General features: G+C 74.0%; 11 protein-coding genes. 10 read left to right on the top strand and 1 reads right to left on the bottom strand.

What is annotated here, in order from left to right; genetic code table 11:
• Positions 1-291 precede the first annotated feature (291 nt).
• On the bottom strand, positions 292-1,497 hold the full coding sequence (locus tag OHA72_RS28695; protein WP_327010895.1) for a HEAT repeat domain-containing protein: 1,206 nt from the start codon (positions 1,495-1,497) through the stop codon (positions 292-294).
• 31 nt (positions 1,498-1,528) lie between these two features.
• On the opposite strand from OHA72_RS28695, the gene OHA72_RS28690 reads away from it, so the two are divergent.
• The 10 genes from OHA72_RS28690 (at position 1,529) to OHA72_RS28645 (ending at position 13,657) form a co-directional block, all read left to right on the top strand.
• A complete protein-coding gene (locus OHA72_RS28690) occupies positions 1,529-2,305 on the top strand; it encodes an SAM-dependent methyltransferase (protein WP_327010894.1) in 777 nt (258 codons plus the stop codon).
• 124 nt (positions 2,306-2,429) lie between these two features.
• Positions 2,430-4,067 (top strand): DUF4331 domain-containing protein, encoded by a 1,638-nt coding sequence (locus tag OHA72_RS28685; RefSeq protein ID WP_327010893.1) that lies wholly within the window; start codon positions 2,430-2,432, stop codon positions 4,065-4,067.
• Positions 4,068-4,126: 59 nt separating this feature from the next.
• A complete protein-coding gene (locus tag OHA72_RS28680) occupies positions 4,127-5,422 on the top strand; it encodes a tetratricopeptide repeat protein (RefSeq protein WP_327010892.1) in 1,296 nt (431 codons plus the stop codon).
• Entirely contained in the window at positions 5,422-7,128 is a 1,707-nt protein-coding gene (locus tag OHA72_RS28675) for a hypothetical protein (RefSeq protein WP_327010891.1), read from the top strand. Before OHA72_RS28680 ends, OHA72_RS28675 begins: the two co-directional genes overlap by 1 nt.
• 66 nt (positions 7,129-7,194) lie before the next feature.
• Positions 7,195-8,118: a putative endonuclease domain-containing protein gene (locus OHA72_RS28670; protein WP_327010890.1), complete on the top strand. Its 924-nt coding sequence runs from the start codon at positions 7,195-7,197 to the stop codon at positions 8,116-8,118.
• Positions 8,119-8,395: 277 nt separating this feature from the next.
• On the top strand, positions 8,396-9,331 hold the full coding sequence (locus tag OHA72_RS28665; protein ID WP_327010889.1) for a hypothetical protein: 936 nt from the start codon (positions 8,396-8,398) through the stop codon (positions 9,329-9,331).
• 159 nt (positions 9,332-9,490) lie between these two features.
• Positions 9,491-11,734, top strand: coding sequence for an ATP-dependent Clp protease ATP-binding subunit (locus OHA72_RS28660; protein ID WP_327011684.1), 2,244 nt, complete (start codon positions 9,491-9,493; stop codon positions 11,732-11,734).
• A gap of 39 nt (positions 11,735-11,773) precedes the next feature.
• Positions 11,774-12,412: a TetR/AcrR family transcriptional regulator gene (locus OHA72_RS28655; protein WP_327010888.1), complete on the top strand. Its 639-nt coding sequence runs from the start codon at positions 11,774-11,776 to the stop codon at positions 12,410-12,412.
• Positions 12,409-12,789 (top strand): DoxX-like family protein, encoded by a 381-nt coding sequence (locus OHA72_RS28650; RefSeq protein ID WP_327010887.1) that lies wholly within the window; start codon positions 12,409-12,411, stop codon positions 12,787-12,789. Before OHA72_RS28655 ends, OHA72_RS28650 begins: the two co-directional genes overlap by 4 nt.
• Complete coding sequence (locus OHA72_RS28645; protein WP_327010886.1) at positions 12,782-13,657, top strand: BtaA family protein; 876 nt, start codon at positions 12,782-12,784, stop codon at positions 13,655-13,657. The genes OHA72_RS28650 and OHA72_RS28645 overlap by 8 nt, the downstream gene beginning before the upstream one ends.
• Positions 13,658-13,719: the final 62 nt, after the last annotated feature.

Below are 13,719 nucleotides of genomic sequence, written 5' to 3'. Positions count from 1 at the left end.
GTCCGGATAAGGACGTCGTTTGGAGCTACGACGAGCGGGCATCCTGGAAACAGGGCGCACGAGGCGCAGGACCGGTCAGAAGATCGCTCACAGCGCCCGTGTCTTGAGCGCCGGCGGTAAGACCGAGAACGTCACACCCCGGGTGGACCGCCGCTGTCTGGACGGGCCCGGCCGGTGACCCACCTGGTCACGCTGCTGACGCAACATGGGCGGGCCGCCTGTGGTGACGACTTCCCCACCGTACAACAAATTGCCGGGTGACAACAGTCGACCCGCGCGGACGGGTGCGCCTCAGCCTGCCAGCACGCGCAGCTCGTCAGGGTCCCCGGGCAGGCCATATGCCCGCACCAGCCCGGTCACGTTGCCGAACCTGCGCCCGTCGAACTGCCATGCGGCGGGCGCACCGGCGAGCGCGGCGGCGAGCCGGCGCTGAGCCGCGTCCAGCGGGGCGCCGGCGGGCCGCGGACCGTCCGGGAAGACGACCCGCAGCGCGGTGCCGAGGACCGGCAGGGTCTCCACGCCGGTGACGGACCCGAGCCGGGCCAGCAGCGCGTCGAGGGCCGCCGCGGCGTACGCGTCGCCGAGGCCGGGCAGGGACAGCGCCGCGTACCCGGCGAGGTCGCCGCCGAGGAACGGGATGCCGGCCCGGGCGGTGCTCGCCCCGCCGGCCCAGCCCAGCAGCTCCGCCACGGCGTCGGCGGGGGTGCCGGCACCGTGCAGCCGGGCCAGCGCGATCGCCGTACCCCAGCGGATCTCCGCCTTCGGGTCCTGCAGCGCGGCCGGCATGGCGGTGCCGAGCAGGCCGAGGGCGACGAGCGCGGTCGCCGCCACGGACCGGGACGGATCCCCGACGGCGCCGGTCAGGGCGGCGACGTTGGCGGACGCGTCCTCGCCGAACCAGCCGAGGGTGAACGCCGCGCCGGCCCGCACGGCCGCGTCGCCGTCGGCGAGCAGCTCCCGCAGCACCGGCTGGCCGGCGCCGACCGCGTCGTAGGCGGCGACGTCGACGTACGCGGCGAACGCCTGCTGCTGCGCCTCGTCGAGGCTCTCCCAGTAGTCGAGGCGGCTGCCGCCCTCGAAATCCCCGTCCTCGAAGTCCTCGTCGTCCTCGTCCTCGTCGTCCTCGGCCGGCGGCGGCGCGGCCTGGAGCAGCTGCGCACCGCCGGTCGCGGCCGCGCGCAGCTCGGCGACCGGGAAGCCGCCGGGCAGCCACGCCTCGTGCTGCCCGACCGCGATCGCCGAGACCAGCCCCATGATCGCCGCGCGGTCCGGGGTCGCCGGGTCCTGGAGCACCTCCAGCAGGAACGGCACCGCGGGCGCGCTCGCCTCGTAGCGGGTGCCCTGGTGGCAGATGCCGCCGTACAGCCCGCTCAGCGCGCGGCGGCGCTCCTCCGGCGACCCGGCCAGCAGGCCGCGCACGTGACCCGGCACGTCGGTCGCCGGGCCGTACGCGTGCTCCAGCGAGGCCCAGTCGATGTCGTCGAGTCCGTCCAGCACGGTCCGCAACCTACCCCATTAGGGTGGGTGGATGACCGGTCTCGGCGACGTCGACTCCAGTGTTCCCAACGTGGCCCGCATGTACGACTACTACCTCGGCGGGTATCACAACTTCGCGGTCGACCGGGAGGCGGCGGAGAAGATCCTGGCGATCTTCCCCGACACGCCCGCGGCGGCGAGGACCAACCGGCGGTTCCTGCAGCGGGCGGTGCGGCACCTGGCCGACGCCGGCGTCCGGCAGTTCCTGGACATCGGCACCGGTCTGCCGACGCAGGGCAACGTGCACGAGATCACCGGCGGCAAGGTCGTCTACGTCGACAACGACCCCGTCGCGGTCGCCCAGGCCCGGTCCCTTGTGGACGGCCTGGACCGGGTGTCGGTGGCGTGCGCGGACCTGCGGGATCCGGAGGCGCTGCTGGCCAACCCCGACGTCGCCGGGCACCTCGACTTCACCGAGCCGGTCGCGGTGCTGATGGTGTCGATCCTGCACTTCGTGCCCGACGAGGCGCACCCCGGCGACCTCATCGCCCAGCTGCGGGACGCGACCGCACCCGGCAGCCACCTCGTCGTGTCCCACCTGACCCTCGACGGTGTCCCCGCCGCGCCCGCCGCGGCGGGCCAGCAGGTGTACCGGCAGTCCAGCGCCCCGATCGTGCCCCGCACGAAGGCCGGCATCGCGGCCCTGTTCGACGGCTACGACCTGCTCGAACCCGGCCTGGTGTGGCTCGGCGACTGGCGCCCCGACGACGGCGAGGCACAGGTCTCCCACGGCTACGGCGGCGTCGGGGTGCGTGCTCTTCGGAGCTGACGCAGGAGCGGATTGGTCGCTGACAGCTAACCGACACCGACCCATCCTCCGCCCAGCCGAACGCGAAGTCCTCTCGTGCAGCGGTCCACCACAGGACCGCTCCAGACGCGGGAGGACCACGCAGATGACCACTCCAACCCGGGCAGGTCGCCGGTGGCGTGCCGCCGCCGCCACACTCGTGGCGGCCGGTGTGGCGTTCGCCGGCCTCGGGCCCGGCACCTCGTCGGCCTCGAGCCACCGGGAGGCGCCGCTCATCGCCGCCGACCCGGCGGTCGACAACACCGACCTCTACGCGTTCGTCAGCCCCGAACGGGCCGGCTATGTCACGTTCATCGCCAACTGGCAGCCGTTCGAGGAGCCGAGCGGCGGCCCGAACTTCTACCCCTTCGCCACCGACGCCGTCTACAACATCAACGTCGACAGCGACGGCGACGCGAAGGCCGACGCGGTGTTCCGCTGGACGTTCCAGAACATCGACCGCCGCGGCGGCGACACGTTCCTGTACGCCAACGGCCCGGTCACCTCGCTCGACGACGAGAACCTGCTCTTCCGTCAGACCTACACCCTGGAGTCGTCGTTCCACGGTGAGCCCTTCAAGACCAGGGTCACCGGCGCGCCGGTCGCCCCGTCGCGGGTCGGCAAGGCCACGATGCCCGACTACGCGAAGCTGCGCAACGACGCCAACAAGCGGCTCCCGGGCGGCTGGAACGTCTACGCCGGCCAGGCCGACGACCCCTTCTACCTCGACCTGCGGGTCTTCGACCTGCTCTACGGCGGTGACCTGAGCGAGGTCGGCCAGGACACCCTCGCCGGCTACAACGTCAACACGATCGCGCTGCAGGTGCCGTTCTCCGACGTTGCCCTCAAGGGCGACGCGAAGCGCAACCCGGTCATCGGCATCTGGACCACGACCGAACGCGCGAAGACCCGCGTCACCGGCCAGGCCGGTCCCGTCACGGGCGAGAAGGTCCAGGTGTCCCGGCTGGGCAACCCGCTCGTCAACGAGGTCGTCGTGCCGGCCTCGCTGAAGGACGCGTTCAACTCGATCAGCCCCGACAAGGACGCCGGCATCCCCGCCGTCGTCGCCCGGGTCACCGACCCGGAGCTGCCGAAGCTCATCGAGGGCATCTACAAGGTGCCCGCGCCCGCCACACCACGCAACGACCTGGTCGAGATCTTCCTGACCGGCATCACGACCAAGGCGAACGGGCCGATCAAGGCGGACCTCAACTCCCAGCTGAACAACGCCGACGTCGTCGCGGCCAACTTCCGGCCGTCGGAGATGCTGCGGCTCAACCTGGGCGTGCCGGTCACCGCGCAGCCGAACCGGCTCGGTGTCCTCGCCGGCGACCTGCAGGGCTTCCCGAACGGCCGACGGCTCACCGACGACGTCGTCGACATCTCGGTGCAGGCCGTCGAGGGTGCGGCGCAGACCGGCAAGCTCGTCGACGCGCTCGCCGCAGGCGACAAGGTCGACGCGAACGACAACGCCTTCAGCGGCTCCTTCCCGTACGTGGCCCTGCCGAACAGCGAGTCGGTCAACAAGGGCGGCGGCACCGGTGCGGGTGGCGCGGCCGGCGGCGCGGCGGGCAACCCGTCGGCGTCCGCCGAGGCGGCACAGCCTGACACGACGCCGTCGGCGTTCGAGTCCGGCATGGGCATGACGGCCGTCGCGGTCAGCACCTCGGCCATCGCGGCCGGGCTCGGCACCCTGCTCTTCGTCGGCTGGTGGCGGCGGCGCCGCGGCATGATCCAGCCCTGATCTCACGACCGGGGGCGCGTCCACGGTGGACGCGCCCCACCCCCTTGGGAGGAGGAGTCATGCGGGTCCGCATCGTTCTGGGTGTGGTACTGGCTGCCGCACTGCTGTTCGGCCTCGGCGCGCTGGCCGGTCGCCCTTCGGGCGGTGCACCCGCCTCCGCTCCCGCCGCGTCCGACCGTCCACAGGGGACCAGCCGCCTGGCCGTGACGATCACCGCGCAGCAGGAGCGGCTGAAGAAGGTCCCCGGCGACTGGACGGCGTGGGCGGCGCTCGGCGAGGCGTACCTGGAGCAGTCCCGGGTGCTCGCCGACCCGGCGTACTACCCGAAGGCCGAGGGCGCGCTGCGCAGGTCCCTCGAGGTCCGCCCCGACGGCAACGCCGCGGCCCTCGCCGGCCTCGGCGCCCTCGCCAACGCCCGGCACGACTTCGCCGCCGCCAAGACCCTCGCGGAGCAGGCCCTCGCCGTCAACGCCTGGTCCGACACCGCGTACGGCGTCCTCGCCGACGCCGAGACCCAGCTCGGCCACCCCGACGCCGCCACCGCCGCCGTGCAGCGGATGCTGGACCTGCGCCCCGGGCTCGGCTCGTACACGCGCGGGTCGTACGACCTCGAACAACACGGCAAGCGCACCGAGGCCGTCGCGCTCATGCAGCAGGCCCTGGCCAGCGCCACCGAACCCGCCGACATCGCGTTCTGCCACCAGCACCTCGCCGGCCTGGCATGGGCCACGGGTGACCTGGCCACCGCCTCCCGGCACGTGTCGCTCGGCCTGGCCGCCGACGCCGGCACCGTCGGCCTCTGGCAGGTGAAGGCCAAGCTCGACACCGCCGCCGGCGACCTGACCGCCGCGCTCGCCGACCTGGACAAGGTCGTGGCGCGGACCCCGACCGTGGACGCGCTGCTCGACCAGGCCCGCCTGCTGCGGGTCGCCGGCAAGGACCCCGCGCCCGCGCTGGACCTCGCCCGCGCCGCGCACGCCCTCTTCACCGCCAACGGCGGCACCGACGACCTCGGCGCGGCGGCCCTCGCCCTCGCCGCCGGCGACGCCGCCGCGGCCGCCCGGCTCGCGATCGCCGAATGGGACCGCCGCCAGTTCGGCGAGGTCGCCGACATGGTCGCCTGGACGCTGTTCTCCGCCGGCGACCCGGCCGCGGCGCTGCCGTTCGCCCGCCACGCCAACGCGCTCGGCCAGGTCGACGCGACCCTCGCGTACCACTACGGCATGGTCGCCGACGCGGCCGGCGACAAGGAGACCGCGCGCCTGCAGCTGCGCCTCGCCCTCGCCCTCAACCCTCGCTTCTCGCCCACGGACGCGCCGATCGCGGTGCGCACCCTCACCGCTCTGGAGTCCTGATGCGCCGTCTGCTGGTCCTGCTCTGCGCCGTCGCGGCCGGGCTGCTCCTGTGGCCCGGCAGCGCCCACGCGCACCCGCTGGGCAACTTCTCCGTCAACCAGCTGGGCGCGCTGACCTTCCACCCCGACCGGGTGACGGTCGCCTACGTGGCGGACCTCGCCGAGCTGCCGACGTTGCAGTCCGAGCCGTCGTGTACGGCGGTGGCGCCCGCCTTCCGGGTCACCGCCGGCGGTCGCCCGCTCAGCTGGACGGTCGACCGGGCCTTGTTCACCTACTCGCCGGGCGCGGCCGGCCTGCGGACCAGCCGCCTCGAATGCGACCTGTCCGCTCCCGCCGACCTGTCCGGCGAGTCCACTGTGGACGTCGTCAACGACTTCGACGCCGACCGGGTCGGCTGGCGGGAGCTCACCGCCACCGCGTCCGGCATGCACATCGTCGACTCGCCGCTGCCGACCGTGTCCCGCAGCGACGGCCTGCGGACCTACCCTGACGACCTGCTCAGCTCGCCGCCGTCGGTGCGGACCGCGACGCTGCGCCTCGCACCGGGCGGCAGCACCGGCGCGCTCGTCTCCCCGTCCCCGCGCCCGCCGGTGGCCCTGCCCGCGTCGGTCCTGCCCGGCTGGGCGGGCGAGGCGGAGCTGACGCTGCGCGGCTGGGTCGCGCAGCGCGAGCTGACACCGTGGGTGGGGCTGCTCGCGGTCGCGCTCGCCCTGGTCCTCGGCGCCGCGCACGCCGCACTGCCGGGGCACGGCAAGACGGTCATGGCCGCGTACCTCGCCGGCCGGCAGGGCCGCCCCCGCGACGCCCTCACCGTCGGCGCCACCGTCACCCTCACCCACACCGGCGGCGTGCTGCTGCTGGGCCTGCTGCTGACCACCGCCGCCGGCCTGGCCGGCGAGACGGTGCTCGGCTGGCTCGGGGTGACGAGCGGGGTGCTGGTGGCGGCGATCGGCGTGAGCATGCTGCTGTCCCGCCGCCGCGGCGCCGCCCACGGCCACACCCACGGCCCGCACACCCACACCCACGGCCCGCTGGGCCACACCCACTCCCACGGCCCAACCACCCACTCCCATGCCCCGCACGACCACGACCACGACTCGCTCGACCACGCCCACGACCACACGCCGCACGACCACGACTCCCACGACCACGACCACGCGCCGCACGATCACACGCCGGACAACCACGCCCCGGTAGCTCACTCGCATGACACCGACCCCCCCGGCCCGGCAGCACACTCCCACGACGCCGGCCCACACAACGCCCACTCCCACGGGCCGCACGATCACGGCGATCACACTCACTCCCACGACCACGACCACGACCACGGCGACCACCCGCATCCCCACGAACACGGCGACCATGACCACGGGCACGGGCACGGGGTGGGGCGGCCGAGCCGGCTCGCCGTGGTCGGCATGGGCATCGCCGGTGGCCTGGTGCCGAGCCCGTCGGCCCTGATCGTGCTGCTCGGCGCCGTCGCGCTCGGCAGGACGTGGTTCGGTGTCCTGCTCGTCCTCGCGTACGGCTTCGGCATGGCCGCCACCCTCACCGCCGCCGGCCTGCTGCTCATCAAGATCCGCGACAAGTGGCCGGCCAGGCTGCGCATCACCGGCCGCCTGACCAGGCTCGCGCCCACCGGCACCGCCGCCCTCGTCCTCCTCGTCGGCTCCGCCCTGGCGGTCCGGTCCCTCATCACCCTCTGACGTCCGGTTATCCACAGGCACGAGTTCGTACTGGCATACCGGCCGGGACGGTCCCATTCTCAGACGGTGCACAGCGACGAACAGGCCGGCGTCCTCACCCGCCGGCAGGCGCTCGCCAGCGGCCTGACCGATGATCAGATCCGCTTCCGGCTGCGCTCGGGCCGGTGGCAGAGGGCGTCCGCCGGGGTGTACTACACCTTCTCGGGCGAGCCGCCGCGGCCCGCCGTACTGTGGGCCGCGCTGCTGGCCGCCGGCCCGGCCGCCGTGCTGACCCATCAGACCGCCGCGGAGCTCATCGGCCTGATCGACCGTCCGGAGTCGCCGATCCACGTCAGCGTCCCGTCGCAGCAGCACGTCAAGGCGGTCGCCGGCGTCTGGCTGCACCGACGGCACCGCAGCCCGGTCGCCGCGCCGTCGAGGGAGCCCGCTCGTACCGGCGCGGAGGACACCGTCGTCGACCTGACCCAGACCGCGAAGGACGTCGACACGGCCGTTGGCTGGATCGCGCAGGCCTGCGCCCGGCGGTTGACGACCCCTGAGCGGCTCCGCACAGCGTTCGCGGCCCGCCGCCGGCTGCACTGGCGCGACGCGCTGACCGCCGCCGTCGCCGACGTGGCGGCCGGCTGCCATTCGGTGCTCGAACTGCGCTACCTGCGCGACGTCGAACGACCGCACGGGCTGCCCACCGGCACCCGGCAACGCAGGCGGCAGCAGCGCGCGACGACGTACAGCGACGTCGAGTATGAGCCGTTCGGCCTGGTCGTCGAGCTCGACGGCCGGGCGGCGCACGAAGATTCCGGCCGCGACCAGCGCCGCGACCAGGCCGGCGCGATGCGTGGCCGGGTGACGCTGCGCTTCGGCTGGGCGGACGTGCACCGCCGCCCGTGCGACAGCGCCGCCGCAGTCGCCGTGCTCCTCCTGCGCGCCGGTTGGCGCGCCCACCCCACCCGCTGCGGCCCCCGCTGCAAACTACCCGGTGGATCCTCGTGACCCGGTGGATCGCAGGGATCAGCGGACCAGTAATCCACCGGGTTGCAACGATCCACCGGGTTGTGCGCTGACGGCGAACAGAACGGGGCGGGACCGCAGGGGGCGGCGGCGGTATCGTCAGGGTGGGCAGTGCGCCTGCCCGCGCCCCGACACGGCCGCCCACGCCGGTCGTGACCCGAGGCCAAGAGGCTCTGACTCAGCGCGGCGGTGCAGGCTGCCCGGCGGGAGATCCGCCGTCCGATCGGTGCGGGCGTGGGTCGACGCCGGAGGTCTCGTGATGGCAGAAGCAGAGGACACCCAGGAGCCCGCCGGCGGCGGCGCGCGGCGGGACCGGAAGCGGCGCAGAGCGATCAGGGCGCACGCCGCGCGGGCCGGGGTCGCGTATTCGGTCGCGGCGCGGCAGCTCGCCGGGGTCGGGCCGGGTGAGAGCCTGGCGAGTCTCGGCAGGACCGTGTATCCGGCCGGTGTGCCCGGCAGATGGACCCTCGAAGCACGCGAGCGGCGCCCCGCACACGTGAAGCTCGGCGACACCCGGCGGGCGGCGCGGCTGGCCGGTGGGCGGGCCGCGCACCTGGTGGAGCGGTTCCCGGCCGGTGAGGGTCACGCGGGGCCGTGCTACGCCGGGGACGGGCTCGAGGATCTTCTCGCGATGCTATACCTGGTGGTCGTGCGGGAGGCGCCCGGTCTCGTGCCGGCGGGGCTGGACCTTGCCTGGACGGCGGAGCTCGGCGAGGAGACCGCGGTCGACATGGAGTGCGCCGACCTGGACCGGGCCGCGCGCCTCGTGCTGGCCGGGGGCGTCGCCGGGCTCTGGGGGCGGGTCGAGGACGCGCTGCGCGGCGGGCAGGACGACGACAGCCCGGCGGTGCGGCACGACGCGGACCGGCTGACGCTGGTGTGCCGGAGGTTCACGATGCCGGTCGAGGGGGCGGACGGGGATCCGTACGTGCTGCGCGCCCCCTGGGACGGCGCGGGTCAGATCCTGGACGCGCTGCTGGTCGTCGCCGACGACGGGCACGCGCCGGGCACGCGGGTCCGCGCGGCCGGTTCGCTCGCACAGGGCACGATCATCGGCGCGCACTGGGGTCCGTCAGGGCCGCCGGTACGCTATGACGTGCGCGACGACGTGACCGGCCGGATGCAGGCGATGCGCCCCGAGGAGCTCGTGGTGCTGCGGGGGCAGGAGTCCGACGCCGCCACACTGCAGGTCTGAGCGCGCAGGCGCTATGGTGATGGTGGCAGCGCGCCTGCCCGTGCCGCGGACCGACGGAGCCCACGCCTCCGCCGGCGGCCAAGAGGCTCCGACTCAGCGCATCCGACGATTCCGTGCGGATGCTGGGTGCGTGGGGCCCCGCCGAGAGGCGTGATCGTCATGTTCGAGCGGTTCACCGACCGGGCCAAACGCGCCGTCGTGCTGGCCCAGGAGGAAGCCCGGATCCTCAACCACAACTACATCGGCACCGAGCACCTGCTGCTGGGGCTCATGCAGGAGAGCGACGGCGTGGCCGCGCAGAGCGTCGCGGCGCTCGGCGTGTCCCTCGACGACGTGCGGCGGCAGGTCGAAGAGGTCATCGGCCAGGGCTCGCAGGCGCCGGGCGGGCACATCCCGTTCACGCCGCGGGCCAAGAAGGTCCTGGAGCTGGCGCTGCGGGAGGCGCTGCAGCTCGGCCACAACTACATCGGCACCGAGCACGTGCTGCTCGGCCTGGTCCGCGAGGGTGAGGGCGTCGCGGCGCAGGTGCTGATCCGCCTCGGCGCCGACCTCAACCGGCTGCGGGCGCAGGTGATCCAGCTGCTGTCCGGTCACCCGTCGGCACCCGCGAGCGGCACCAAGGCCGCGCCGGAGTCCTCGACGGTCCTCGACCAGTTCGGGGTGAACCTGACCGCCGCCGCCCGCGAAGGGCTGCTCGACCCGGTGATCGGCCGGTCCGCCGAGGTGGAGCGGATCATCCGCGTGCTGTCCCGGCGCCGCAAGAACAGCCCGGTGCTGACCGGTGCGCCCGGCGTCGGCAAGACCGCCGTGGTCGAGGGGCTCGCGCAGCGCATCGTCGCCGGTGACGTGCCCGCGTCGCTCCAGGGCAAGCAGCTGTACACCCTGGACCTGGGCGCGCTCGTGGCCGGCTCGCGGTACCGGGGCGATTTTGAGGAGCGGCTGAAGAAGGTCACCAAGGAGGTCCGCGGGCGCGGCGACATCATCCTGTTCATCGATGAGATCCACAACCTGGTCGGTGCGGGTGCCGCCGAGGGCGCCATCGACGCGGCGTCGCTGCTCAAGCCGTTGCTGGCGCGTGGCGAACTGCGCACGATCGGGGCGACGACCGACGAGGAGTACCGCCGGTTCATCAGCAAGGACGGCGCCCTGGACCGCCGGTTCATGCCGGTCGCGGTGCCGGAGCCGACCGCCGAGGAGACCGTGCTGATCCTGCACGGGCTGCGGGAGCGCTACGCGCAGCATCACGGCGTCACCTACACCGACGCGTCGCTGCGGGCCGCGGCGCTGCTGTCCGACCGGTACATCGCGGACCGGCACCTGCCGGACAAGGCGATCGACCTGCTCGACGAGGCCGGCGCGCTCGGCGTGGCCGAGGTCGGCGAGGACGAGATCGCCGCGGTGCTGTCCGGCTGGACCGGCATCCCCGTGCAGCGCCTCACGGAGCAGGAGAGCGCCCGGCTGCTGCGGATGGAGCAGACGCTGCACGAGGACCTGGTCGGGCAGGACCTGGCGGTCGCGGCGGTGTCCCGGGCGATCCGCCGTACCCGCGCCGGATTGAAGGACCCGAGACGGCCGGCCGGGTCGTTCATCTTCGCCGGCCCGTCCGGCGTCGGGAAGTCGTCCCTCGCGAAGGCCCTGGCGGGGTTCCTGTTCGGCACCTCCGACGCGCTGATCCAGCTGGACATGTCGGAGTTCCACGACCGGGCGACCGTGTCGCGGCTGGTCGGCGCGCCGCCCGGCTACGTCGGCTACGACGACGGCGGCCAGCTGACCGAGCGGGTGCGCCGCCGGCCGTTCTCGGTGGTGCTGTTCGACGAGGTGGAGAAGGCGCACCCGGACGTGTTCAACACGCTGCTGCAGATCCTTGAGGACGGGCGGCTCACGGACGGGCAGGGCCGCGTCGTCGACTTCAAGCACACGGTGCTCATCCTCACGACCAACCTGGGCACCCGCGACCTGCAGCTGCAGGCGGGCTTCCAGTCCTCGGCGGTCCCGGTGTACGAACGGATGCGGCAGAAGGTCGACGACGAGCTCAAGCGGCATTTCCGGCCGGAGTTCCTGAACCGGATCGACGACACCATCGTGTTCCACCAGCTCGGCCCCGACGAGGTCGGCGGGATCGTCGACCGCCTGGTGCTCGACGTGGCGGCGCGGCTCGCCGTGCGCGACATCGGCCTGGTGGTGACGCCGCGGGCCCGGCGGCACCTCGCGGAGCACGGCCACGACCGGGTGCTCGGCGCCCGGCCGCTGCGGCGCACCGTGCAGCGCGAGGTCGAGGACCCGCTGTCGGAACGGATCCTGCTCGACACGCTGCGCCCCGGCGAAACGGTGACCATCGACGTCGGCGGTGACGGCGGTCTCACGTTCACCACTTCCCGGGAGCTTGAGCGAGTGCTTAAATAACCCTCGTTGAGCGACTGCTCAAATAAACGGGGGTGGGCAGTGGCCGACACGAAACAGCGCCTGGTCGACGGGGCGGTCAAGGTCCTCGGCAGCGAGGGCCTGGCCGGCGCGTCGGCCCGGGCGATCGCGACGGCGGCGGGCGTCAACCAGGCGCTCGTCTTCTACCACTTCGGCACCGTGGACCAGCTGCTCTCGGTCGCCTGCAGGCAGGCGACCGAGCGCCGCGTCGCGCTGTACCGCGCGCGGTTCACGGCCGTGACCAGCATCGCCGAGCTCCTCGACGTCGGCCGCCAGCTCCAGCAGACCGAGCGCGCCGAGGGCAACATCGCGATCCTGGCGCAGCTGCTGGCCGGCGCGCAGACCGACGAGCGGCTCGCCCCGGCCGTCGCCGCCGGCCTCGACCTGTGGATCACCGAGATCGAGTCGGTCCTGGGCCGGCTCACCGCCGCCTCCCCGGTCGCCGACCTCGTCGACGTGCCGGGCCTGGCGAGGATCGTCGCGTCCACGTTCATCGGCCTGGAGCTGTATGGCGGCGTCGACCCCGCCGGTGCCGGCACGGCGGTCGCCGCTCTGGAGCGCCTCGCCGTCCTGGTCGAGGTCGTCGACGGGCTCGGCCCGGTCGCCCGCCGTGCGCTGCGGTCCGCCCTGCGCCGCGCCGACACGAAGGCCGCCCGATGACGACGTGGCCGGCCCGCGCCGCCGTCGCCGCGGTCTGGCTGTACGAGGGACTGTGGTGCAAGATCCTCGGCGGCGACGCCGACCAGCAGGCGATCGTCGCCGCCGTGCCGCAGCTGCCGCCGGCGCTTGCCGCCTCGGCCGTGACCGCGATCGGCGTGGCGGAGGTCGCGGTCGCGGCGTGGGTGCTCACCGGCCGGTTCCCCCGCGCGGCCGCGGTAACGCAGACGGTGCTGCTGGTCGCGTTCAACGCCGGCGGACTGGTCTTCGCCGGCGACCGGATCAGCGACGCGGGCCGGATGCTGACCGCCAACGCGGTGCTGCTCGCCCTCGTCTGGCTGCTGGCCCGCGACGTGCCGGCCTCCCGCGCTCATGGCTAACCCGTGGCAGCGGGGCCGGCTCACCGTCGGCCGCCGTCCGCAGGTGATGTTCGGCCGCATGTACGAGGACCCGGCCGCGGAACTCAGCGTGTTCCCGGCGGGCGGGCGGGTCCTCGCGATCGCCTCCGCCGGCGACACCACGGCCGCCCTCGCCCGCGCCGGGCACCGGGTCACGGCCGTGGACATCAGCGCCACCCAGCTCGCGTACGCGCAGGCCAGGCTCGCCGGCGCACCCGCCACCAGGGGCACCGCCGAACGCCTGCAGGCCGTCGCCCGCCGAGCCGCCGGCGCCGTGCAACCGGCCTGGCGCCCCGCCGCGATGACCGCGTTCCTGCAGCTCAACGACCCCGACGCACAGCGCGAACACTGGCAGCGCCACCTGGACAGACCCCGCCTCGCGGCGCTGATGCGGCTCGCGTTCGCCTCGGCCGGCCTCGTGCGCAGGGACCTGTGGCGATCACTGCCACCGAGGATGGACCTGGTCCTGCGCCGCCGCCTCGCCGCCGGCCTGTCCCGCCACCCCAACGCCACCAACCCGTGGGCCTGGCGCCTGCTGCTGGGCCGCGAGTGCCCTGACGCCCATGACGAAACCCCGGTCGGCGGCGTCGAGTGGGTGCACGACGACGTCGTCGAGCACCTGCGGTCGGTGCCGCGCGGCTGGTACGACGCCGCCACCCTCTCCAACGTCCTCGACGGCCCCCCGCCCGCCTTCGCCGACGACCTGCGCGACGCACTCCGCCACGGCGTCCGCCCCGGCGGCCCGGTCGTGCTGCGCACGTTCAGCGACACGCCACAGCTGCCCGGCGCCCCACTGCCGGACCGCTCCCTGCTCTGGGGCGCCGTCGTCCGCCTCCATCCCCAGACCTGACTTCGCCCCAGACCCCCGGCTCCCCCGGCCCGGCCTCCTGGACCGGCTCCCCCACCCGCACA

Source organism: Dactylosporangium sp. NBC_01737, assembly GCF_035963215.1.
Taxonomy (GTDB): Bacteria; Actinomycetota; Actinomycetes; order Mycobacteriales; family Micromonosporaceae; genus Dactylosporangium.
Note: the sequence above shows the minus strand (reverse complement) of the source record. Positions and strands in the feature narration are given on the sequence as shown.

What these genes read in the sequence shown, in the direction of transcription:
- OHA72_RS28665 (WP_327010889.1), top strand. Translation starts at nt 8,396, where the DNA reads ATGGCAGAAGCAGAGGACACCCAGGAGCCCGCCGGCGGCGGCGCGCGG.
- OHA72_RS28645 (WP_327010886.1), top strand. Translation starts at nt 12,782, where the DNA reads ATGGCTAACCCGTGGCAGCGGGGCCGGCTCACCGTCGGCCGCCGTCCG.
- OHA72_RS28675 (WP_327010891.1), top strand. Translation starts at nt 5,422, where the DNA reads ATGCGCCGTCTGCTGGTCCTGCTCTGCGCCGTCGCGGCCGGGCTGCTC.
- OHA72_RS28685 (WP_327010893.1), top strand. Translation starts at nt 2,430, where the DNA reads ATGACCACTCCAACCCGGGCAGGTCGCCGGTGGCGTGCCGCCGCCGCC.
- OHA72_RS28660 (WP_327011684.1), top strand. Translation starts at nt 9,491, where the DNA reads ATGTTCGAGCGGTTCACCGACCGGGCCAAACGCGCCGTCGTGCTGGCC.
- OHA72_RS28690 (WP_327010894.1), top strand. Translation starts at nt 1,529, where the DNA reads ATGACCGGTCTCGGCGACGTCGACTCCAGTGTTCCCAACGTGGCCCGC.
- OHA72_RS28680 (WP_327010892.1), top strand. Translation starts at nt 4,127, where the DNA reads ATGCGGGTCCGCATCGTTCTGGGTGTGGTACTGGCTGCCGCACTGCTG.
- OHA72_RS28650 (WP_327010887.1), top strand. Translation starts at nt 12,409, where the DNA reads ATGACGACGTGGCCGGCCCGCGCCGCCGTCGCCGCGGTCTGGCTGTAC.